Source organism: Candidatus Enterococcus moelleringii (assembly GCF_017377575.1).
GTDB classification, from domain to species: domain Bacteria; phylum Bacillota; class Bacilli; order Lactobacillales; family Enterococcaceae; genus Enterococcus_A; species Enterococcus_A moelleringii.
Window position 1 is genome coordinate 93952 of the sequence record NZ_JAFREM010000028.1, and the last position, 23624, is coordinate 117575.

Annotated in this window: 23 protein-coding genes; 14 read left to right on the top strand and 9 right to left on the bottom strand. The window is 43.2% G+C overall.

Going from position 1 to position 23624, the window contains the following annotated elements; translation table 11 throughout:
• Window positions 1-385: 385 nt before the first annotated feature.
• Genes JZO70_RS17185 through JZO70_RS17195 form a run of 3 tightly spaced genes read right to left on the bottom strand, consistent with a single transcriptional unit; the run spans window position 386 to window position 1625 of the window.
• Window positions 386-595, bottom strand: coding sequence for a hypothetical protein (locus tag JZO70_RS17185; RefSeq protein ID WP_207674898.1), 210 nt, complete (start codon window positions 593-595; stop codon window positions 386-388).
• Between the two features lie 18 nt (window positions 596-613).
• The gene (locus JZO70_RS17190) at window positions 614-1189 is read right to left on the bottom strand and encodes a hypothetical protein (RefSeq protein WP_207674899.1); all 576 of its coding nucleotides are present in this window, start codon (window positions 1187-1189) and stop codon (window positions 614-616) included.
• A 16-nt stretch (window positions 1190-1205) separates the two neighbouring features.
• A complete protein-coding gene (locus JZO70_RS17195; RefSeq protein WP_207674900.1) occupies window positions 1206-1625 on the bottom strand; it encodes a MarR family winged helix-turn-helix transcriptional regulator in 420 nt (139 codons plus the stop codon).
• A 106-nt stretch (window positions 1626-1731) separates the two neighbouring features.
• Here JZO70_RS17195 and JZO70_RS17200 point away from each other — a divergent pair, with 106 nt between their 5' ends.
• The 4 genes from JZO70_RS17200 (at window position 1732) to truA (ending at window position 6090) form a co-directional block, all read left to right on the top strand.
• Complete coding sequence (locus tag JZO70_RS17200; protein ID WP_207674901.1) at window positions 1732-3084, top strand: MFS transporter; 1353 nt, start codon at window positions 1732-1734, stop codon at window positions 3082-3084.
• Window positions 3085-3271: 187 nt separating this feature from the next.
• The gene (locus JZO70_RS17205) at window positions 3272-4588 is read left to right on the top strand and encodes a PcsB-like coiled-coil domain-containing protein (protein WP_207674902.1); all 1317 of its coding nucleotides are present in this window, start codon (window positions 3272-3274) and stop codon (window positions 4586-4588) included.
• A gap of 180 nt (window positions 4589-4768) precedes the next feature.
• Window positions 4769-5278 (top strand): mycothiol transferase, encoded by a 510-nt coding sequence (locus tag JZO70_RS17210; protein ID WP_207674903.1) that lies wholly within the window; start codon window positions 4769-4771, stop codon window positions 5276-5278.
• 71 nt (window positions 5279-5349) lie between these two features.
• On the top strand, window positions 5350-6090 hold the full coding sequence (gene truA / locus JZO70_RS17215; RefSeq protein ID WP_207674904.1) for a tRNA pseudouridine(38-40) synthase TruA: 741 nt from the start codon (window positions 5350-5352) through the stop codon (window positions 6088-6090).
• A gap of 46 nt (window positions 6091-6136) precedes the next feature.
• On the opposite strand, the gene JZO70_RS17220 is transcribed toward truA, so the two are convergent.
• From JZO70_RS17220 to JZO70_RS17240, 5 genes are all read right to left on the bottom strand, one after another.
• The gene (locus JZO70_RS17220; protein ID WP_207674905.1) at window positions 6137-7225 is read right to left on the bottom strand and encodes a type II CAAX endopeptidase family protein; all 1089 of its coding nucleotides are present in this window, start codon (window positions 7223-7225) and stop codon (window positions 6137-6139) included.
• Window positions 7226-7363: 138 nt separating this feature from the next.
• A complete protein-coding gene (locus tag JZO70_RS17225) occupies window positions 7364-7717 on the bottom strand; it encodes a DUF1667 domain-containing protein (RefSeq protein ID WP_207674906.1) in 354 nt (117 codons plus the stop codon).
• The gene (locus JZO70_RS17230) at window positions 7717-8979 is read right to left on the bottom strand and encodes an NAD(P)/FAD-dependent oxidoreductase (RefSeq protein ID WP_207674907.1); all 1263 of its coding nucleotides are present in this window, start codon (window positions 8977-8979) and stop codon (window positions 7717-7719) included. The genes JZO70_RS17225 and JZO70_RS17230 overlap by 1 nt, the downstream gene beginning before the upstream one ends.
• Window position 8980: 1 nt before the next feature.
• A complete protein-coding gene (locus JZO70_RS17235) occupies window positions 8981-10429 on the bottom strand; it encodes an NAD(P)/FAD-dependent oxidoreductase (protein ID WP_207674908.1) in 1449 nt (482 codons plus the stop codon).
• A gap of 159 nt (window positions 10430-10588) precedes the next feature.
• Window positions 10589-11158, bottom strand: a complete 570-nt coding sequence (locus JZO70_RS17240; protein ID WP_207674909.1) for a glycerol-3-phosphate responsive antiterminator — start codon at window positions 11156-11158, stop codon at window positions 10589-10591.
• 198 nt (window positions 11159-11356) lie between these two features.
• On the opposite strand from JZO70_RS17240, the gene JZO70_RS17245 reads away from it, so the two are divergent.
• The 9 genes from JZO70_RS17245 (at window position 11357) to abc-f (ending at window position 21800) form a co-directional block, all read left to right on the top strand.
• A complete protein-coding gene (locus JZO70_RS17245) occupies window positions 11357-12328 on the top strand; it encodes a diaminopimelate dehydrogenase (RefSeq protein ID WP_207674910.1) in 972 nt (323 codons plus the stop codon).
• A gap of 187 nt (window positions 12329-12515) precedes the next feature.
• Window positions 12516-13241 (top strand): SDR family oxidoreductase, encoded by a 726-nt coding sequence (locus JZO70_RS17250; RefSeq protein ID WP_207674911.1) that lies wholly within the window; start codon window positions 12516-12518, stop codon window positions 13239-13241.
• Window positions 13242-13395: 154 nt separating this feature from the next.
• Window positions 13396-13854, top strand: a complete 459-nt coding sequence (locus JZO70_RS17255) for a hypothetical protein (protein ID WP_207674912.1) — start codon at window positions 13396-13398, stop codon at window positions 13852-13854.
• 128 nt (window positions 13855-13982) lie between these two features.
• Window positions 13983-14318: a PadR family transcriptional regulator gene (locus JZO70_RS17260; protein ID WP_207674913.1), complete on the top strand. Its 336-nt coding sequence runs from the start codon at window positions 13983-13985 to the stop codon at window positions 14316-14318.
• Window positions 14308-15066 (top strand): NfeD family protein, encoded by a 759-nt coding sequence (locus JZO70_RS17265; protein WP_207674914.1) that lies wholly within the window; start codon window positions 14308-14310, stop codon window positions 15064-15066. Before JZO70_RS17260 ends, JZO70_RS17265 begins: the two co-directional genes overlap by 11 nt.
• Before the next feature lie 284 nt (window positions 15067-15350).
• Window positions 15351-17036, top strand: coding sequence for an amidohydrolase (locus tag JZO70_RS17270; RefSeq protein ID WP_207674915.1), 1686 nt, complete (start codon window positions 15351-15353; stop codon window positions 17034-17036).
• 18 nt (window positions 17037-17054) lie between these two features.
• The gene (locus tag JZO70_RS17275) at window positions 17055-19019 is read left to right on the top strand and encodes an oxidoreductase (RefSeq protein ID WP_207674916.1); all 1965 of its coding nucleotides are present in this window, start codon (window positions 17055-17057) and stop codon (window positions 19017-19019) included.
• 172 nt (window positions 19020-19191) lie between these two features.
• Entirely contained in the window at window positions 19192-20031 is an 840-nt protein-coding gene (locus JZO70_RS17280; RefSeq protein ID WP_207674917.1) for an aldo/keto reductase, read from the top strand.
• A gap of 299 nt (window positions 20032-20330) precedes the next feature.
• Window positions 20331-21800: a ribosomal protection-like ABC-F family protein gene (gene abc-f / locus JZO70_RS17285; RefSeq protein WP_207674918.1), complete on the top strand. Its 1470-nt coding sequence runs from the start codon at window positions 20331-20333 to the stop codon at window positions 21798-21800.
• Between the two features lie 97 nt (window positions 21801-21897).
• Here abc-f and JZO70_RS17290 read toward each other — a convergent pair whose 3' ends face one another.
• Window positions 21898-22110 carry a zinc ribbon domain-containing protein gene (locus tag JZO70_RS17290; RefSeq protein ID WP_207674919.1) on the bottom strand — a complete coding sequence of 71 codons (213 nt, stop codon included), beginning with the start codon at window positions 22108-22110 and terminating at the stop codon, window positions 21898-21900.
• A 398-nt stretch (window positions 22111-22508) separates the two neighbouring features.
• Between JZO70_RS17290 and JZO70_RS17295 the strand changes: the two genes are divergently transcribed.
• Window positions 22509-23621 (top strand): AAA family ATPase, encoded by a 1113-nt coding sequence (locus tag JZO70_RS17295; protein ID WP_207674920.1) that lies wholly within the window; start codon window positions 22509-22511, stop codon window positions 23619-23621.
• Window positions 23622-23624: the final 3 nt, after the last annotated feature.

Here is a 23624-nt window from a genome sequence, read left to right on the forward strand (position 1 = left end):
GAAAAAATTCCTCTTCATAAAAATCTTCGTTTTATTAATTGACAGAAGAAAATTCTAGTGTCAGTTAATAAGGCTGTGATATAGGTCAAGTTTCTAAATAGCATTAAAATGGTCGAGTATCAGAAATGTAGCAGAGCTTTCTGATACTCGCCTATTTTATTATTCCCAAAAACCAATGAAGTGGGTATTTTCTCGTCAATTTACCTGTTTTTCTTTAGACTAAGGTCGCAGTCTCTTAATTAAAAAATACTGTTGGAGAAATCATATTTTGAGGATTTTATATTATTAAAAGTTACGTGTTATTGAGCGAAACCAAGTAATTCCCTATATGAAAGCGACTAATGGAATTGTTAAAATAATAAGTCACTCTCATGAAACATGTATCCTACCAGCTAAAATCATCCAATTCTTCTTCTAACAGTTTAATCTGTTCTTGCAGTTCCTGTATCTCATCTTTGATTTCTTCCAAGGTAGCACCACTGGAGCTGTAGCCTTTATAGTAGGCAGTCATATAATCGGTATCTTCTAGACGTTGCAGTTGATCTCGCAGCTGACCGAGAAGAGTCAAGTTGTTTTCATAAGTTAATTCATTCATAGTAAAATTCCTCCCTTACTAGGCTAGGGCATTAGGGCTATGTAGTTGCGGTCCTTTTCCTTCATGAGCCAAAACCCAGTCATCGTTGTCCCACATTTCAGTTTTTCTGCGTCCACGGAAATAATCCCAACGAGAATCAACTTCCATTTCGACCACAGTGCCATTTGCACCCAAGGTTACCCAGTTGTAGCTGCCGTTGCGATGAGCAAATTTGATCCATAGAACTGGGAATTGATGTGTCTTTCCATCGTCATCGATAAAGTCTCGTTGTTGATGTTCGATGCGGATAAAGGATAAGCCGCGAGCATATGAACGATTGGATTTAGAGAAGACACTTTCTGCAAGTTCGCGGGCCCGTTCTGCACCAGGAAGTTTACCTTCAGGAACAGAGGTTAAGTTTTTAATGCTGAGTAAGTCATCATTTTGAAAAACGGCAATAATGCGTGGGCCGTTGTAAACGAATTTTCCATCTTTTTGGTACCGTAAAATGGTCACCACATGTTTGTTTCTAACTTCTTCTGATTCAGTAACCAGTTGATAAGTGTCAGGGATAGTAACAATTTTTTCTATAAGGTCTTGTTTTTTGTTTGTCATGGTCAAGATACTCCTTTTATTTAGCTAAACGGTCAATAAATTCGATGAATAGCTGTTGTTCTTCTTTTGATAAAGGTGCCAGAAATTCATTGTGCACTTTTTTGAGACATTCTTTGATGATGGGGTACATCTTTTTCCCTTCATCAGTTAAGGAAAGTAAAAAGCCGCGTCGATCTTCCGGATTCTCTTTTTTGGTCAGATAATTCAGATCACTAAGCTTTTGAATCGCTCGGGTGACATTGCTGGCGTTAATGCCGGTTAATTGCACCAGCCGATCCTGCGGCAAATCGCCAAATTCGTAAAGCTTAACGATGTAATAGTATAAGCTGGAGTTCAGCTGATACGGGATTAAATAGCGATCGATCAGTTTGACATAGTCGCGACTGATTAAAGGCAGCTTTTTTAATGAGTCAATTCTTTCGTTGTTTGCTTCCATCGAACCATCTCCTTTTGCGGGTTTAATTACTTGCGCAAGCAAATAATATACTCTATAATACCTTTTGTCAAACAAAGTGTTTTGCTTTTTGAGAGGAGTATTCATAATGAAAGAAAATAGAAAAGGCTGGCTTATATTCGCGATCTATTTAGCCACTTTTATGACGGCGATTGAATCGACGATTGTGGTAACTGCAGTTCATGCGATATCGGTCAGTTTAAATAGTACCCAAGCAACTTCACTGATTTTTTCGGTTTATTTATTTTCAAGTGCTGTAGCAACACCGGTATTTGGCCGATTTGCGGATCGGTACGGGAAAAAGCGGATCTTTCAATTAGGTCTGCTGCTGTTTTTAGTCGGAACAACACTGTGTGGAGCTGCCCCGTCGGTGGAAGTATTAATCGCCGCTCGAATCATTCAAGGAATCGGGGCTGGCGGGATTATGCCTATGACCTTTGCTTTGATCGGCGAATTATTCGATCTGGAAACTCGTGGAAAGGTGATGGGATTAAATAATTCAGCCTGGGGAATCGCTTCTTTAGTAGCCCCATTATTAGGCGGCTTCTTGCTGGAACAGCTAAGCTGGCACTGGATCTTCTTGATCAATGTACCAATTGCGATTGTGGTGCTGATTATCTTGCAGTTGTTCTATCACGAACACAATATAATAGAAGGAAAAGTTCGTTTTGCAGAATTGCGGCAGCAGGGATTCTTGGTTTTAGGATTGATTCTTTTGTTGCTGGGCATCCAATATACAGCAAATTCTGCTCTAGTAGGGGCTGGAATATTGATCGCAGGTCTGGTTTATCTGCTAATTTTCTACCGCAATCAAAAGAAACAGGGCAATCCGGTCATTCCGGTAGAAACATTGGGAATTGGCGGCTTTCGCTTATTAATCAGCTGTATTTTTCTAATTAATGGTGCCTTGATCGGTTTTCAAGTGTATTTACCTTTATGGGTTCAAACGGAGCTGGCAATGTCTTCAACTAAAGCCGGCCTTGCTTTACTACCTTCTTCAGTCTTCTTTATCATTGGCTCTTACTATTCAGGGAAGCTGGCGAATATATTTGGCAAAGGAAGAATGCTGGTGGGGGTAGTGGCTCTTTCAATAGTTGGTTTTGTTTTACTGGGAATTCTTCCCGGCACAACCAGCTACATGATCTTGCTGGTGCTGTCTAGTTTATTGGGCTTCACCATTGGAACGAGTGTCACGATTAGTGTGATAACTGCCCAGGCCTACGCAACAAATCAAAATTTGAGTACTGTTTCGGGTTTTATCACACTTTGCCGCACGTTAGGACAAAGTTTTATGATTACTTTTTTAGGAACCATTTATCAAGGTGTGTATCGCAGCACCGGGGTAACGCTGGTTGGTTACCATTATGTGTACTTTACTGTCAGTGTCATCTTTGTCTTGCTAATAATGATCGTAATCGCAAATCGCCGTCAACTTGAATAGTTGTGATTTATCGAGAGGATTACGGCTGATTGACTTAAATTTAGGCTTTGAATGTTACAAAAGCTACGGCATTGAAATGTTTTTGTAACGTTTCTTTTATATGGGTGATATATCCCTATGGTAAAATTGCTACTGTTGTTATACATGAGAACTTATAAAATCAGAGCAAAGCCGGAGGAATTATTAAGTGAAAAAGCGTTTCTTATCAGCAGTATTAGTCTGTGCGATTACTTTATCAGCAGCACCAAATATTGCCTTAGCAGATAACTATGATCAACAGATCCAAGAAAAAGATCAAAAGATTAGTGAATTACAGGGTAAACAATCGGGTGTTCAATCACAAATTAACGAATTAGCTGCAGAGATTGAAACTGTCAGCGCACAAGTAAAAGACTTGGAAGCAAAACATGAGCAATTAAACGAAGAAACAATGAAATTGCAAGATAAAATTGCAACCTTAAAGGTTCGTATTGCTAAACGTGAAGCGTTGATTGAAGAGCAAGCACGTGACGCACAAGTAAACGGTCAAGCAACCAGCTATGTAGATGCTGTGTTGGATGCAGAGTCTATCTCTGACGTAATCGGCCGTGTTCAAGCGATGAACACGATGGTTCAAGCCAACAAATCATTAATGGAACAACAAAAAGAAGACAAACAAGCGGTTGAAACCAAAGTTAAAGCTAACGAACAAAAAGTTGCTGAACTAGTAGAAAACCAAAAAGAATTAGAAACACAAAAAAATTCAATTGCCAACAAGCAAGCTGAATTAAACGTCTTAAAAGCGAACTATGCGGCTGAACAAGCAACCGCTGAACAAGATAAAGCGAAATTGAAACAACAGCAAGAAGCAGCGAAAGCAGAACAAGCTCGCATCTTGAAAGAACAACAAGAAGCTGAAAAAGCGCGTCAAGCAGAAGAAAAACGCCAAGCCGAAGAAGCAGCCAAAGCACAAAAAGCTTTTGAAGCCTCTCAAGCAAAAGCGGAAGCAGAACAAGCAAAAGCAGCAGCTGCTGCAACGCAAGAAAGCACAACTGCACCTTCAAGTTCTGAAGCAACTGCAGATACAACATCAAGCTCAACTGAAACAGCACCAACTCCGACTCCTACGGTGACACCACAAGCACCTGCTACTGGCGGACGTGTGGATCACACTGGATCAGGCAATATGTATTCACCTGGCCAATGTACTTGGTATGTGAAATCAGTTGCTCCATGGGCTGGTACTTACTGGGGAAATGGTTGTCAATGGGGAGCATCAGCAGCTGCTGACGGATTCCAAGTAGATGGCTCTCCTGCAGCAGGTTCAATCGTAGTCTTTGCTCAAGGCCAATCAGTTGGTACTTGGAACGCAGACGGCGCTTATGGACACGTAGCTTACGTGCAATCTTATAACGCATCAAACAACACAATCACCATCACTCAAGGCGGCATGGGCTTCCCAACACCAATGGGACCTAACACAGCAACCTTAAGTGCTTCAGGTTTAACTTATATTCACCCATAAAGATAATTGCTAAAGCCTCCGAATTTTTCGGAGGCTTTTTATTTATGGGAAAATTCCTAAATGCTCTCAACTTCGAAAAAGAAACCCGCTTTACAGATAAAAGTTTGCTGATAGGCGTCAGCTATAGTAAAGTGAATGGGTAGACAATTGTATTTTTCTAACAAGAAGGAGGAATTTACCATGAAATTCACCCAATTATCCATCGATACATTGAAAAGAGCGCAGGAACGTTTGGAAGAGACGCTAGATCAAATGAGTGTCGAGGAAGCTAATACTATGCCAGCACCTATAATCAAATCAGTCACTTGGCTGTTTTGGCATACTGCCCGCGAATTGGATTTACAAATTTCCGATCTCAACAACACTGAGCCATTGTGGTTAACCGATGGCTGGAGCGGCCGCTTTGCCCTAGATTTGCCGGACGATACCGAAGATTGGCGCCATACGCCAGAAGAAGCGGCAAAGGTGGTTGTCACTCACAAAGATATACTGACAGATTACTTAGCTGCCTGTGTAAATCTTACGACAACCTATTTAGAAGCAGTGGCGGAAGAAAGTATGACGGACATTGTGGACGATCAATGGACACCACCGGTTACCCGACAAGTACGAATTGTCTCTGCGATTGACGATGCCGTGATGCACTCGGGACAGGCTGTTTATACAAGAAGAATGGTGATCGGGAAATAGAGCGCAGATTCACCACTGAAAAATGATAGATTAACAACTACTTCAAAACATAGAGGAGCAAATTACAACAGATGAGAAATATTAAACTGACCATCGAATATGACGGCAAACGCTACTTAGGCTGGCAGCGGCTGGGAGATTACGATAAGACCATTCAAGGGAAAATTGAGAAGGTCATCAAACTCATGACGGATGAAAACACGGAAATTATCGGTTCGGGACGGACGGATGGTGGGACTCATGCGCGAGGTCAGGTGGCTAATTTTAAGACTACCAGCGAAATGACCTTAGAAGACATGCTGGCTTTCTTCAACCGTTATCTGCCGCAGGATATTGTGGTCAAAAACGTGGAAGAAGCGACAGAACGCTTCCATGCTCGCTATAATGCTACCGGAAAACAGTACAGCTATTACGTTTGGAATGCTGAAATTCCTTCAGCCTTTGAGCGTGCTTACAGCTTTTATTATCCGCAGCAATTGGATCTGGCTCGGATGGAGGAAGCCTGCGAAAAATTAATCGGCAAACATGATTTTATCGGTTTTTCCGCGCTTAAGAAGTCGAAAAAATCAACGGTTCGTACCATTGAAAGTATCTCCATCGAACAAGAAGGCAGCCTGCTTCACTTTTCTTTTGTGGGGGATGGTTTCCTGCATAAGATGGTGCGAATTATTGTAGGAACTCTGTTGGAGATTGGGGCTGGCTCAATGGACGTCTCAGCGATTGATGAGATATTCGAGAACAAAGTCCGCGAGCACGCCGGCGAGACAGTTCCAGCACAAGGCTTGTTCCTTGATGAAGTGTATTATCGTTAATAACAGAAAAAAGATGCCCACGTGAAGTCACACGCGGGCATCTTTTTTAGTGTGCAGTAGGTTGTGGAACAACGGTGTTTTCTTGTTCGCCTGCTGATTCAAGATCAGCCTCGGCCGCACGTTCTTCTGGCGTAGGATTTAAATTCCTGCGGTTTCTGAAGAATTTTGTCAAAGTCGGCCAAACATAAATGATGGTCAGCATAATTGCCATCGAGGCAACATCAGACCAGCCGATGCTGTAGCCTGACATTGATTCACCAGTGAAATCACCGCTGAAAATCAAGGACAAGTTATTGTTCAAAAAATGAATCACCACAGCGACCCAAATATTATCAGTTTTCATGTAGACAAAACCAATGAAGATGCCCATGGTAATACAAACCACGATTTGATTCGTCACCGAAATCAGTCCGTCTGCCGGCGAAGTATAGAAAAAGAAATTCAGCGGCAAATGCCAAAGACCCCAACCAATCCCCAATAGCAGAACACCTTTGATCATACCGAATTTTTTCTGCAAAATCGGCTGCAGGAAGTAGCGCCAGCCGTATTCCTCACCTAGATAAGGGGTGAAGACTAAAAAGTAATTTACCAAGGTCATAAACAGCATTAGCCAAGTTTGAGCCTGCGAAAAATTCTCTACTAAGGCTGGAAAAGTGCCTCCAAGGACTGCACTACTTGTCATCAATAAGGTGTACAGTGCAACAAACAGCAGAATTAGTCCAAAGGTCAACTTCCAATTTTTCCCCTGTAAACCAAAGGCGGTTCGGCGGTTCTTTTTAGTGACAAAAAAAGCGATCCATAGAGCAATGGTGCCAACAATCATCACCAAATTTCCGATCGTCACTAAACTATCCCCGGCAATAAATAATCCCGAGAGACTCAGCGCCATCATCACGACTGTCTGGATCAGATAAATCAGGAAAAAAGCTTTAGGGATCAGCTTTTTATGTTGGCTGCTGGTTAACAAAGCGATCATGGCTCCAGCCGCTGGATAATACATATGCGTCAGCGAAAATAGATTCAGGTCTTTATCATTACTATAGCCGTACCACATAAACAGTCCCATAATCACCGGTAAGCCAAATGCAATGGTCAGGAAAATCCGTAGTTGTTTGTTCTCGATGCGTGTGTCCATCTTCCTCACTCCTTTTTATTTCTTACTAAAATTTTAGCGGATGTGAGTGGTCTGTAGCTGGATTTGTCTTAAATGGTTTGAATTTTGACCTGAACAGAAAAAAAGGAGATACATCTCAACAGACGTATCTCCTTCACATTAACTTGCTTGTACACTGCTGGTAACAACGACATTGACTCCGGTGTTCAGCAGATTTTCAATGGCAACATCGCCGGTCTTCACTGGTGCTTTTAAGCGCACCTGATTGATCTCTTTCATCGCATCCCGTACGAATTGTTTGGGAATCCCGTCAGCGGTTTTCACCGAGCAGCGGACAGATTCGCCGTTCCTGACTACTACAGTAGAAGTTACCACCCGAACAGGATTAGTCGCTTCGGCTTTTCCGTATTTGACGCCTTTGTTGCAGCTGTAGCCGGTTACTGCGTAATCATTGTCTTCATCCACAGTTAGGTGACAGCCTTTAGGGCACATAATGCAAATAAAATTTTTCATTATTTCACAACCTCCTCAATCGAGATTTCAATTTCGCCATTTTTGACTTTATCCATGACTTTTTTCGAGAGCTTCATTTTTTCCATCTCGCCCGGAACAATGTAGCTTTTCTTCTGTTTGGCGATGACTTCTCCTTGCGAGGTGACAGTGATCTGACTTTCATCAAACACTTTGTTCACCCGGAAGAAGACTTCTACTCGTTTATCGACATTTTCTTGCCGGATTTTTTGCGGAACAACATAGGTTACGTAGTTGCCGTTTTTAATTGTCAAGAAATCGTCTTGCTCCAGTTCTTGCTGCTGCAGGATGTAGTCAGCGGCGGCAGTTCCGGCGCGGGTACTTTCGGCAGTTACGAAATCGACTAAGTCATGAACGTGAACCACATTGCCACAAGCAAAAATACCAGGAATCGAGGTTTCCATATTTTCATAAACAAAGGCACCATTTGTGCGGCGATCTAGTTCAATTCCGGCACTGCGGCTTAGTTCGTTTTCTGGTACTAGTCCGACAGAAAGCAGGACAGTATCACATTCAAAGGTTTGTTCTGTGCAAGGAACCGGCTGGCGCTTTTCATCCACTTCAGAAACGACAACTTCTTCCACCCGGGTTTTCCCGCGAACTTCAGTAATAGTATGGGAAAGCAATAATGGAATATCATAGTCGTCCAAACACTGAACGATATTTCTCGTCAATCCGCCAGAGTAAGGCATGACTTCGACGCAGGCCAACACTTCAGCACCTTCCAGCACCATGCGGCGAGCCATAATCAAGCCGATGTCGCCAGAGCCTAGAATCACCACTTTTTTACCTACCATGTAGCCTTCCATATTCACATAACGCTGAGCAGTTCCGGCGGTGAAAACACCCGCTGGCCGACTGCCGGGGATACCGATAGCTCCACGGGTCCGTTCACGACAGCCCATGGCGAAAACAATCGCTTTAGCTTTTAGAATCTGATAGCCTTGTTCTTTGTTGACAATATGGACTTCTTTTTCTTCTGTAACATCTAAAACCATCGTATCTAAATAAACTTTAATATTGGTGTCTTTCACCATTTCGATAAAACGTCCGGCATATTCCGGTCCGGTTAATTCTTCTTTAAAATAATGCAGGCCGAAGCCGTTGTGAATACATTGATTCAAAATCCCGCCCATTTGGTGGTCCCGTTCAATAATCAAGATGTCTTCAACACCTGCTTTATAAGCCGCCATGGCTGCAGCAAGGCCAGCCGGTCCGCCGCCAATCACGATCAAATCATGCATATTAGATTCCTCCCTTAGTAGCTTCTGCCAAAATATAACTGCCTTCGCGATCCTGTAAAATATCCAACGGCGACAGGCCTAATTCCTCGGATAAAATTTCCACGACCCGCGGACCGCAAAAGCCGCCCTGACAGCGTCCCATCCCAGCATTACATCGGCGCTTAATCCCATCCAGTGAAGCATTAGGAATAGGGGAATGTGCTGCAGCTTTAATTTCGCCTTCTGTAATGGTTTCGCAGCGGCAAATCACTCGGCCGTAGCTAGGATCTTTTTTGATCAGTTCATTTTTCTCTTCAATACTCAACTCTTGGAAAGTAATTTTTTCCCGCGTTTCGATTGCGTCTTCCTTCTTGGTAAATTCCTGTCCAGCTGATTTTTCCAGCAGCTCAACAGCATGAAGCGCGATGGCTGGTGCTGAGGTCAATCCTGGTGACTTGATGCCAGCTAGGTCAATAAAGCCGGGTGCTGCTTCTTGAATCACAAAATCGTGATTGCTGTTGTTGGCCCGGACACCAGAGAAGTTGCGAATCGATTGACGCAGGTTAAGATCAGGCACGGATTTTGCTGCCAACTCAGCAACTTCTTTCAAGCCATCCGGCGTATTGCCGATGTCCAGCCCAGTGTCCAGCTGATCTCTCAAAACACCATGGGAGTTCGGTCCCACGATCAGATTCCCGTGAACGGTTGGGCTGATTAATACCCCTTTGCCGGCAGTAGATGGGCATTGGAAAATCGTGTGATGAACCACGTTACCTTCTGATTTATCCAACAAATAGTATTCCCCGCGCTTCGGTGTAATCTCGAAATTCGGTTCAGCCACCATGTTGTGGATGTCATCTGAATGAACCCCGGCAGCATTAAAGACATATTTAGTTTGGTAAACACCTTGATTGGTTTCGATCTCATAACCATCAGCAATTTTGGTGATATTGGCCACGCGATTATTAAGCGCGATTTCCACGCCGTTTTTCACCGCTGTTTCTGCTAAGGCTAAGCAAAATTCCCACGGATTGACGATTGCCGAACTTGGTGCATGGAGCGCACCGACTGCTTCGTCTGAAAGATTTGGCTCCATTGCCGCCAGCTCTTCTTTATTCACTATTGCTAAATCAGGGACATTGTTTTGCACGCCACGTTCGTACAGGCCTTGAATGGTGGCTAGGTCTTCTTCGGAAAAGGCGACAACCAATGAGCCCACTTGGTTATAGTGAACGTCCAGCTTCGCGCACAGTTCCTTGGCATAGGCTGCACCTTCCACATTTAACTTGGCCATCAGGCTGCCGGGTGCTGGGTCAAAGCCAGCGTGCAAAATCGCACTGTTGGCTTTGGTTGCTCCTTCGCTGACATCGTTCTCGGCTTCTAAGACTAGGGTTTTTAGTTGATATTTGCTTAATTCATAAGCAGTTGCGGCTCCAACAATTCCGCAACCGATGATAATTACATCGTACATAAAGGTTCCTCCTCGTATCAATCTGACAAACTAGAGCACAAAAAAAGAGTATAGTGAACAGACGCCAATGTTTGTTGACGTTTGCTGCTATACTCTTTTGGTCTCTAGCACGTATTTAGTTAACTGTATTATAACACCTTTGTAAGCGCCTAACAATGACTAAATGGACCAAACTTCTTCTTTTGTAGTAGATACTGCCAAACTGCCGGCTCCTAAAGCCCCCATAACGTCTTCTTTGTCGCGAATCAAGCCGCCAACAATCAAGGGTTTTCGGGACTGCTTGATCAAGTCTTTTATGATTTTCGGCGAAACGCTAGGCAGAACCTCGACTAGATCCGCCTCGGTATGGGACAATTGACGCTCGACATTTTCTAACGCTGAAGAGTCCAGCAGGAAAAAGCGCTGGATCGCCAGCAGGTGGTGCCTTTTCGCATGACGGACAATCGCTGATTTGGTGGAAATAATGCCGTCAAAAGAAGTACAGGTCTTGATATAATCAATCGCCGTCTCATCTGAAGACAGCCCTTTAACCAAATCAGCATGCAAAATCGCAATTTTGCCGCTTTTTTTAATTTTTTCGGAAAGATCAGCCAGTTGCATCAGGTGGGATTGCAGAACAAAGACCACCTCCACGTCGGTCAGTAACGCTTTGGCTAATTCATCTTCGCTCTTTACGGCAGCAATCACTGGTGCCAGTTCCAGTTTTTCATATAAGTCATGGCTATTCATCGTCAACACCCGCTTTTTTACTCAGAATTTATACTCTCATCTAATTTTATCATAGATTGATGATAGGAAAGAGCGAAGTTTCGTTAAGGCAAAATCTTGCCATCCCTGTCAAATAATGAAAGTTAGATTAAAACTAATCAGATTTTTCTCTTCTATCTATAGTATAATCGTACTAACAAAGAATGAGGAGTGGAATGAATGACAAAAGTAGCAATTGTAGGTTATGGCAATTTAGGGCGCGGTGTGGAGCGCTCATTAAAACAAAACCCCGATATGGAATTAGTCGGAGTATTTACTAGACGGTCACCTGAAAACGTTTCTACGGAAGGTGCGACTGCCTATCACATGGACGACTTGTTAGGCAAAAAGAACGAAATTGATGTCTGCATTTTGTGCGGCGGTTCCGCAACTGATTTACCAGTTCAGACACCTGAGATCACAAAAAACTTCAACACCATCGACAGCTTTGATACCCATGCCAAGATTCCTGAGCATTTTGCCAATGTAGACCAAGTCGCAAAAGACAATCAGACGGTTTCGATTATTTCTACCGGCTGGGACCCAGGCTTGTTCAGCTTGAATCGTTTGTATGCTCAAAGCATTTTGCCGACTGGCGAAACTACTACATTCTGGGGCAAAGGAGTCAGCCAAGGCCACTCGGATGCACTGCGCAGAATTGAAGGCGTAGCGGATGCGACGCAATATACGATTCCTAATAGTGAAATCATCGACAAACTGAAAGCTGGTGAAAAGCTGGAACTAAGTACTCGCGATAAGCATTTCCGTCAATGTTTCGTAGTGTTAGAAGAAGGCGCCGACGAAGCAGCCATCAAAGAAGAAATCGTGACGATGCCGAATTACTTCTCCGATTACGATACCGAAGTGAGTTTTATCTCGCAAGACGAATTGAATCGTGATCACAAAGCGATGCCTCATGGGGGAACGGTTCTTCACACCGGCACGACTGGGGAAAGTACGAACCAAGTGATTGAGTACAGTCTGCAATTAGAAAGCAATCCAGAGTTCACCGCCAGTGTCTTGGTGGCTTATGCTAGAGCTTGTGTCCGTTTAGCGAAGGAAAAACAATTTGGTGCCTTTACGGTTCTAGATATTGCACCGAAATATTTGTCTCCATTAGACGATGCAACCTTGCGCAAAGAATTACTGTAAGACAATAAGTTACAAAAGTTCGACTTTTCGTTAGAGGAGAGTCGAGCTTTTTTTGCTTTTTTGAACATTCCCACCATAAAAGCATTAATTTTGCCAAATTTTCCATCAGTCATTAAAATTGAACTATAAATAACATTTGTTATTTATAGTTGGAAGGAAGCGAACGCAGAGAAGAAAGGAAGATTACATGATCGATTTAAAAGAAAAAGTAGTCGTCATTACTGGAGCAACCGGCGGTATCGGCGCAGCAACAGCGAAGCTTTTAGCCAAAGAAGGCGCTAAAATTGTGTTAAGCGATATCGATGAGGAAGCCTTGAAGGAAGAAGAGCAGGCCCTTATCGACGAAGGTGGGGAAGTCAGTTACATAGCCGCCGATGTCACTAAAATGAGTGAATTGGAAAACTTAGTGAAGGAGACCTTGTCTAGACACGACAGGATTGACGTGTTCTTTAGTAATGCTGGGCTATTGCTATCTGAAGATATGGTCCACGAAAGTGACAGCGATGAAATTAGTGATCTGATCGACGTGAACGTTAAAGGTGTGATCAACGGCGTGTTGGCTATTTTGCCATATTTCAAAGAGCAAGATGCCGGGCATATCGTTTCAACAGCCTCGATTGCTTCGCATATGGTACAGCCGCAAACCGTCGCCTACTCAGCTACTAAACATGCAGTGCGCATTATGATGGAAGGATTGAAGAAGGAAGAAGCCGAAACGAAAATCCGTTTTACTACTATTTCACCTGGTGTTGTCGACACAGATATGGGTGAAGGATTGGTAGATGATGCGACAGATCGCTTCACCGCGTTAGATCCGAAATCAATTGCCGAAGGGATTTTGTTTGCCCTCACGCGGGACGAAGAAGTCAATGTGCGGGAAATGATCATCAGCCCAACGAAGTCGCCTGATTAATTGAAAAACTTTCTGACCAGCTTGTCTAGCGATAAGCTGGTTTTTCCCGTTTAGGAAGCAAAACAAACCAGTTGGGAAATCCCGCAATAATCCGCTCCTTTATTTAGTATGCTTAATCCATAGAAAACAACAACAAATAAGGGAGCGATTAATCATGGCAAAAGAAACAAAAGTATTGGAATCATTGAGAAAATTTGGGGTAGAGCCTTTAGAAAACAGCAGTATCGTTGTACAATATGCCGCACCGAACTTAAGCGAGAAGGTCGCTCGTTTCTTAATTAAATCAGCACCTTATTATGTCTTACAAATTTGTGAAGAAGACTTGGTTTTAGCACCTATCAGCTGGACTGGCAAGGTGAAGGAGCAACAAGATCCACTAAAAATCCCCATTAACACAATCCAATCAGTGGAGGTTGATCAATCAGGATTTGATTATCAAATTTCGATAAAATTAGAAGACGGCAATGTAGATTTACTAGCGCAGCAAAAAGAGCTGTCAATGTTCCGACAAAGCGGGGCTGTTTCGGTGGAGAATTTCTGGGGAACCAAAAACTGGCATTCCAACAATTTGGACGGCACCTTGAAGCAATTGGAAAGTTTAGGAGCAGAATAAGCATACAGGAAGCACGGCTGAAACTAGCTGTGCTTTTTTGGCGTTCAATCTTCCCGCCACATTGACATAAGTAGATGATCGATATATAATATAAGTAGATAATCTACCTATAAAAAGAGGTGATCCAAATGATTGATAAAGGACTTGTGTCAGGCAGTACTACGTTGTTGCTTTTGAGTTTGCTGGCAGACAAAGACATGTACGGCTACGAAATGATCGAAACCTTGGCTCGACGCTCAGAAAATGTATTCGAACTAAAAACCGGTACCCTCTATCCCTTACTCCACCAGCTAGTGAAAGCCGGCCACCTCATCAGCTATGAAACCGAAGTCAACGGCAAAAAGCGCAAATACTACCAACTCACACCCAGCGGACGCGTTTTTCTAGAAGATAAAGTACAAGAATGGGAGACCTATTCCCAGACGGTTTCCGGCATCATTGGAGGTGTCAGTTATGGACACTAAAGACTATTTGAAAAAGCTGTCGAAACAAATCAGTGTCACCAGCGCCCGCAAAGAAATTCTCCAAGAATACGCTAATCACATTGAGGATCACAAAGAAGCTTTAATGAAGCGTGGCCTAAGCGAAGAGGCCGCACTAACTGAAGTCCTGCAGCAGCTGGGCAATCCTGTCAGCACCGGCCGGCAATTAAACAAAATCCATCGACGGGGAATTGAGTGGCGCATGACCGGCTACTTTCTGCTCTGTGCCTCCTTAATCAACCTGGTTCCATACTTTTTCGGCTATGGCCGAACCAGCGCTTCCGCACCTGATTTTATCCTGTATGCCATTTTCGGTATTCTCGCTGCCAGCGGCTTTTTCCTTTCCTTCATTGAAAAATACACCGACTCTGATTTATTTTACGCCTGGGCCGAAAATTGGGATGGCGGCGGTCTTTCCAACAGCGGCTTGATTTTAGCCATTGCGATTTTCCCAATCACCGGATCGTTTCAGTTCAAACTTTTCTGGATTGTATTGATTGCCGTTCTTCTGACCATGCAACGCTACATTATCGCGGTATTTCGTGACCGCAAAGAACAACGGCTGCTTTGGGAAATCGGGGTAGCTGCTACGGATATTTCTTACAAGGGAACCGGCGTAGTCGGCGGCAAGAAAATTCGCCTGAAAAGCAGCAGCGAGGTAATCAAGAAAGACACACCATTTATCATTGTCGGACTGGAAGGCTTTAAACCCATCGCGATAGCAATATAGAAAATCTGGAAGCATGGCTGAAAAGTCATGCTTTTTTTCTGCACATATTCAATGACGAAGAGTCTATCTATGACACCAGCATAGAGGCGTGAGTAAAGGATTCTTTTATTTTAGAAATTGAGAAAATCAAATGTTTAACCTCAAAATATGATTAGATCAATATCTGGCTGCGACTAGCAGTTTGGGGGAGACGCAGCAGTTCTTTTTTATCCAATTTAGGATCAAAAAGCAGTGATACAATAATTAAAGAAAACGTTTTCTCGGAGCGGTTAGGAGGACTATCAATGAAGCAAGCAGACTTGATTTTGTTAAATGGAAAAATAGCGACAGTCGACGAACAATTTTCCTTTGTGGAGGCAGTCGCTGTTGTCGATGGCTGGATTATTGACACCGGAACGACAGAAGAAATCAAAAAGTATAGCAATAACCAAACAAAAGTAATCGATTTAGAAGGGAAGGTAATGTTACCTGGCGTTCACGATGCCCACATGCATGGGGTACACACCGGACTGTCCTTAAGCACGCACTTTTTAGATGTCAGTTTTCCAAAAGTCCAAAGTATTGCCGACCTGCAGGCAGTGATTCAAGCAGCGGTGGATCAGACACCGGCAGGTACGTGGATTATGGGCATGGGCTGGAACGAAATGCTGATCAAAGAGTGTGCCGCAGAAAATCGGACGCCGAAAAAATGGGATTTAGATCCAGTCTCGCCGGATCATCCAGTGGTAATCAACGACTACGGTGCACATCGCATGGTTGTAAACAGCAAGGCTCTAACGGTATGCGGGATCACAGCCGAAACACCGGATTTGAAATTAGTGGAAGGTCAAATTGAGCGCATCGAAGGGACCCGAGAACCTAGCGGCTACTTAAATGAATGGGGTGCGCAGGTCTTGGTTTGGCAACACATCCCGGCATTAACAGATGAAGAGCTGGAATCCTGTATTTTGCGTATGAACAGCGAACTGAACAAGTATGGCATCACCAGTCACGTGGATATTCTGGGCATTGGCGGCAATCAATTGTTCTGCGGTGCCTGGGGCGAAAAGAGCATTGCCATTTACGAACGGTTAGCCAGAGAGAAAAAACTAACCGCTCGGGTAAGTGTCAATTTACTAGCCGGCATCGATGGGATTCAAAGCTATCAAGCAATTATCGAAGGCTTGAAGCAAACAAAACTACCCGAATTTAAAGATCGTAATTGGGTAAAAGCTGAAACAGTCAAAATCTTCGGCGACGGCGGCGGCTGGCTGCGAGCAGATAATCAAGTCGTTGAGGATCACAGTCGATCAACATTCCCCGGAACTACCGACGAAGAACAAGAAGCAGAGATCATCAAAACGATTGTTGAAGTTCATCGCCAAGGCTGGCAATTAGGAATTCACGCGATTGGCGGTCGAACCATCGATACAATTATCAAGGGCTATATCCAAGCGTTTCAACAATATCCGCGTGAATGTCCACGTCATTTTGTGATTCACGGGGATGATATGACGTTGGAAAATGCCCGAGATGCTGGAAAATTTGGAATCGGCATGTCGGTTCAATCGATTGCTGCTTATACGATTATGGATTTTATGAAGATGCGCTTTGAGCCAGCCCGGGGCGAGTCGCTGTTTTCTTGGCGAGAGTATCAAGAAGAAGGCGTCAACGTCGCCAATGGTTCGGATTCAAATATCTTTTCGTTGAACTGGCTGCAGGGCGTTCAATTTGCCGTTACCCGCACGACCATCAACGGTAATAGTTACCGGCCAGATTTAACCAGTTCATTAGCGGATGCGATCCGCATGTACACCATCAATGGTGCCAAACAAGAGCATTTGGAAAATGTCCGCGGCTCCATTGAAATCGGAAAAGTCGCCGATTTCCAAGTGTTAGATCAGGATATCTTTTCCATCCAGCCAGAAAAAATTGGTGAAACTAATGTCTTAATGACGATCGTCGATGGCACGGTCGTTTATGAAAAATAATAGAAAGAAGGAATCAACATGAGAGAATACCCGCATTTATTCAGTCCCAAAAAAATCAAGAACATCACGTTTCGCAACCGAATTTTCGCTTCACCCACCTCATTAGTTTGGCCCGATTACTACACCGGAATGCCTGACGAAAGTACCGTTTTCTACTATGAGGACAAGGCCCGCGGGGGAGCGGCCAGTGTAACCTTGAGTGAAACAGCGATTAATCGCTACGATTCCAGCCGCCGACCTAACGATGACATTTTAGTCCCTGACTTTGAACGGGCAATTTTCCCAACTTCCGGCTGGTTGAAGGTAACAGATGCTATCAAACGCCATGGCGCCGTGCCATCTATCCAAATCTTCCACGGCGGGGATACAAGTGAACCGATTTTCACCCGCGGCCATCAACCGATTGGACCCAATGGCTTTACTAAAGAAAATGGGACCGTTGTTCGCCAAATGAATGAAGAGGATATGCGCAGAGTGGCCGATGAATTTGCGGAAACAGCTTGGTACGCAAAATACAGTGGCTTCCAAAAGGTCATGATTCATGGGGCTCACGGCTGGCTGTTGGCGCAGTTTTTATCACCGGCAACCAATCACCGCACAGACGAGTATGGCGGAAGCTTAGAAAATCGCGCCCGCTTCCCATTAATGGTGGTGGACGCAATCCGGGCAAGAGTCGGCGAAGATTTTCTATTGGAATATCGCATCAGCGGGGATGAATATTTAGAAGGCGGCTTGGAAATCGACGAAGCGGTAGAATTTGCTAAAATGCTGGATGGAAAAATTGATTTGCTGCATGTGTCAGCGGGATCTTATTATGCTACCAAGCAATACACCTTCCCATCGGTTTATCTGCCTCACGGTTGCAACTTGCCATTGGCTGAAGCAATGAAAAACGGTGGCGTGAAGACACCAATCGTAACCGTGGGGGCTCATTACAATCCAGCCGACATGGAAAAAATCATCGCTGAAGGAAAAGCTGATTTCATCGCCATCGGACGGGCTATCGTGGCCGATCCGCAGCTGCCTAACAAATTATTTGCCGGCCGTCCTCAGGATGTGACGCCATGTCTAAGATGTACCAATTGTCTGGGTGGAAAATACGACGGCCACAACGAATGTGATGTCAATCCGTTGGCGGGGAATGAATTGTACACCTTAAGAACGCCAAACGTAGTCAATCACAAACGGGTTCTGGTTATCGGCGGCGGACCTGGCGGAATGAAGACAGCCATTACGGCAGCCCAAAGAGGCCATACTGTTACGCTAGTTGAGAAGGAAGCACAGCTAGGGGGCAATCTTAAATTTACCGACATTGATGCTCATAAAGGGGACCTGCGCCGCTTCAAGGATTACTTGATTTATCAATTGGAAAAACACGCAGTGGATGTGCGCTTGAACACAACCGCAGATTTAGAGCTAGTTCGCAAACTGAATCCTCAATCGATCATTGTGGCATCCGGTGCCACTCCAGTGGAACTGAAACTAGAAGGCAGCGACGCTTATCCAATGATCCATGCGACAGAAGTCTACACCCACCCTGAAAAAGTCGGCAAAAAAGCCGTAATGATCGGCGGCGGACTAATGGGCTGTGAAGTGGCCTTGCATTTAGCCGAAGCTGGAGTAGATGTGACGGTTCTTGAGCTTCAAGAAGGACTAGCCAACGACTCAAACCGCATCCATCAAGCGGCACTATTCGAAATGATGGAAAAAATGAGTGATTTAGTTCATTCAAAAACTTCGGTGAAGGTGACCGAAGTAACAGCAACTGGTGTGAATTATCTAGATGCCGATGGCAATGAGCACTCGGTAGAAGCCGATACCATCATTTACGCGGTAGGAATGAAGCCAAACGAAGACATTGTGGAAGAAATTCGTCAGTGGGATGGTTGGGAAACCTTCATGCCTGTCGGCGACTGTACCGGAGCTTCCGTGGTCCGAAAAGCCGTTCACACCGGCTATCATGCTGCCATGGATATTATTTAAGCCGCATAAACAGAAAATTTAACGTATATCCGAAATCGTGTTAAGGTGAAAAATAGAAGCATACACAGGTGCCAGTCCAACGTGAAATATTCTCTGTAAAAGAACAGAAAAGAATCGTTGACTGGTATCTGTGCTGGAAAAATGATTACCTTATCAACGGGAGGAATACGTAATGGAAATACCAACAAAAACCTTAAACGATGGACACATCTTACCAACTTTAGGCCTAGGGACCGTAGCAATTCGCGGCGATAAAGGCATGGATAAGATCGTTACTGCGATCCAAAACGGCTATCGTTTAATCGATTCATCCACTAATTATGACAATGAAGGTGTCGTAGGAGAAGCGATCCGTCGCTCAGGCGTCCCTCGGGCTGACCTGTTTGTGACCTCGAAATTACCTGGGAAATATCATAAATATGACGATGCCTTAATGATGATTCAAGAATCACTACATCGCATGGGTTTGGAATATTTTGACCTGTATCTGATTCACTGGCCGCTGCCAAAACGCGATCACTATGTGGAAGCTTGGAAAGCCTTAATTACCGCTCAAAAGATGGGCTTGATTCGTTCCATTGGCGTATCTAACTTTGAACCCGAGCACTTGGATCGGATTATCGAAGAAACTGGCGTCACCCCTGCCGTGAACCAAATCGAAATCCATCCGTACTGGGTACAGGAAGAACGCTTGGCTGAAAATAAAAAACGCGGCATTGTCACGGAAGCTTGGAGCCCATTAGGTCGGGGCACTGTGTCATTGGATGAAGATGTCCTGCAAAAGCTAGCGAAAGAATATGACAAAACGCCAGGCCAAATTGTTGTCCGCTGGCACTTGGACCGTGGGATTTTACCAGTTGTAAAAGCCGGCAGTCCGCAGCACCAACGGGATAACTTAGACGTGTTTGATTTCCACTTAACTGAAGATGAAATTGCTTCGATTAACCAATTGAACAAACCAGACGGTCGTGTCGACGGACAAGACCCCAACGAATACGAAGAGTTTGAATAGAAAATAAGCTAGTGAGCTTACTGGGACATTCCAAAACGGTCATCAGTAAGCTTTACTTTCCACTTAAAATACGCTAGGCTTAGAGTATTAAATAGACCGAAGAGGAGATTGTACCATGACTGCATCCATGAAATTGCGCAACGAACTTTTGAATAGCTAATTAAATAAATTCAAAAGTCTTAGGAAGAGCGATTTCAAGGGAGAAGTGTGTACTTTTTCTGAATATAGAAATCAAGGGATAGTCCTAGGCTGTCCCTTTTTGTGTGCTCTTTTTCCTGAGAAGAAAGAGCAGGAAAACAATGGAAAACTTAGCAATCAAATTTACAGATGTTCGAAAGAATTTCGGTGGAAAAGACGTCGTGAACATACCAGAATTAACCGCCTATGAAAACAACCGCATCGGCATTATTGGCGACAATGGATCGGGAAAATCTACCTTACTAAAGCTGATACAAGGTGAAATACAACCAGAAACTGGCAGCATTCAACGAGAAGTAACCTTCAACTATTTTTCGCAAATAGCAGAAGCAGCAGAGGTCACTGATTCAGAGGGAATCGATTGGGAATTAGTCAGTCGCTTCAAGGTTCCTAAAAACGAAGTCAGCACATTAAGTGGTGGTGAAGAAACAAAGTATCGCTTAGCGCAAGTCCTGTCCACATATCAAATGGGTCTGCTGCTGGACGAACCAACCACGCATCTAGACCGCAAGGGAATTGATTATTTAATCGAAGAACTGGAGTATTATTATGGCACACTCATTTTTGTTAGTCATGATCGCTATTTTCTCAATCAATTGGCGACAAAAATCTGGGAAGTCAAAGACGCTCAAGTTACTGAATATGTCGGAAATTACGATGCCTACAAGCAGCAAAAAGAAATCCAAGAGCTGGAGCAGCAGCGAGCAGCCGAGAACTATACTAGAGAAAAAAATAACCTGGAAGCCGCAATTTCCCAAAAAAGGGAACAAGCGGCAAAAGCTGAAAAAGTATCTGCCAAGAAAAAACAGCAGAATACCCGCCCTGATCGACTGTCCTCTTCGAAGCAAAAGGATACCGTGCAAAAGGGCTTGCAAAAATCAGCCAAAGCAATGGCGTCTCGCTTAGCTCAGTTGGATGAGACTGCCCAACCAGAACGTAAACAGCGAATCCTGTTTCCGAAAGTTAAATCAGTAGAAATCCATAACAAATTTCCGATCCGGGGAGAACAAGTGACCTTGAAAAAAGGCGACAAGACTCTACTGAAGAAATGTGACTTCCAATTTTCATTGGAAAAGAAAATTGCTATTGTTGGAGACAACGGGACTGGAAAAACGACACTATTAAACCATATTGTATCCAATGGGGAAGGCACCATTATTTCTCCTAAAGTTGTTTTTTCAGTCTATCGACAGATGGATTACAAATTCAGCGGATCAGAAAGTATTTTGCACTATTTGATGGAACGTACTGATTACTCTGAAGCAGTTGTCCGGAGTATGTTAAACAATTTAGGCTTTGCTCAAACAGAAATCGCTAAACCTTTGAACAGTCTCAGCGGAGGCGAGGCCACGCGAATTTCTTTAGCAGCAGCTTTTACTAAACCCTCCAACGTCTTGATTTTGGACGAACCAACCAATTTTATTGACTTAACAACTATCGAAGCGTTGGAAGAATTAATCAGAGCATATCCAGGAACGGTTTTGTTTACCTCTCACGACTCCTATTTTGTTGAGAGAGTAGCCGATGAAATCTATCTATTAGATGAGCAGCAGCTGATATTGAAAAATTAGGCTTTCCTCAGCAAAAAGAATAGACCGACCAATTCGTTAAAAGAATTGATCGGTCTTCATTTTTATATTCGAACCAAAGCGGTGCTATTGCCAGCATCTAGCCATTCATCAAGAAGTCAAAGATATTCCAACCATCAGAAGTCTGGCCTTTATACATTTCGGTGAAGCCACATTGCGAGCAGCTGACGGTATAGAATTTTTTATTTTGCACATCGAAAATTTTGGCAAAGTTCCCACCCGTTGCCTGGAACTGGTCCATCTCATAATGCTGGTTCCCACACTTATCACATACATACTGTTTCTTTTCCATTTTTATTTATCTCCCTTTTTTTAACGACTATTTGCTACACCTATAGCATAGCAATTTCACTAGAAAAAATCATACTGCTAAAGACGGATTTTTTAGTGGTTCGTAGAATATTTTTTGCTTGAGTTAAGTAGTTTGCTTTGATGAGAAAGAAGATATATTATATAAAACTTGAAACCAAGTGATAAGCTATATTATAATGTATGGGACAAGTTTATATTTGATTTAATCGCTAAAACAAAGGGGTTTTTCAAGATTGCTGTCCCATGTTTTATTACGGTCATACTTATGGGACAAAAGATGGCAAGGCAGAATAATCTATAAAATGAGTTTCTTTAAAACTAAGCGAAGCTAATATTGATCTAGATTGCCGAATAGTACAAAAGAGCGGAGTGATCGTCATGAAAAAGGATGCACTTAATTATTTGCCAGATTTGGTGAATGCAAGCTTTAGTAAAGACAACAATTCTCTGGAATCTGTTGTCTTATCCTTAATAAGGACTTTAGCGAGAGATAATGATACTAAAAAGATTGCAGAAAAAATTTCGGGTATGCTAGCGCAGCATCAATCGGGTTTATACCCGGATTATAGTTCAACAAGAACAATAAACAGCTCAATTACAGAGGATAACGATTTTATTAACAGCTATGTGCTTAAAAAAAGAAGCAATAAGGATTTGAACTCGCTGATACTAAACAAAGACATAAAGTCTAAAATTGAAGATATCATAGCTGGCTATCGAAATCGAGATAAGTTGGCAGAATTAGGGTTAAAGCATAGCCGTAAAATCATACTAAATGGTCCCCCTGGAACTGGGAAGTCATCTATAGGAGAAGCAATAGCTAAGGAATTAGATTTAGACTATTTATTCGTAAATGTTCCATCATTATTTTCAAGCTATCTCGGAGATTCTGGTAAAAATATCAACAAACTATTTTCGTTGTTAAGTGAAAGAGAAGCTGTAATTATTTTTGATGAGTTTGATAGCTTAGCAGCCAGCCGTTCAATTGATAATGAAGTAGGTGAAATGAGAAGAATAGTAAATACCGTTTTGACGAGCTTAGATACTTGGGAAGGTGACGGGATCATCATAGCAACAACTAATGATAAAAGTCACTTGGACTATGCAATATGGCGCAGGTTTGATGAAAAGATAGATATATCACTTCCTGATAAGATGAATCGTCTGAAGCTCTGGGATAATTATTTGCAGGGGCAACTTTCTAGAGAAGAACTCCAATTATTAGCTGAAATCAGTCAAGATTTTTCTCCAGCAGAAATTGAAATATACTCCCAGCAAGGCTTGAGACTGAGAGTATTAAAAAATAAGCCGCCTTTTCTAACGATTATGGAGCAAATGGATATTTCTGAAGCATCGCAAAAAATTAAGGCTGAAACTACATTAGCTTTAAAAGAAAATAGGCCGGATTTAACGACAAGAGAAATCGCAGACATGTTAGGAATCTCAAAAAGCTCTATTCAACGATATTTAAGTAAAGCAATGGAGGAGTAGTCT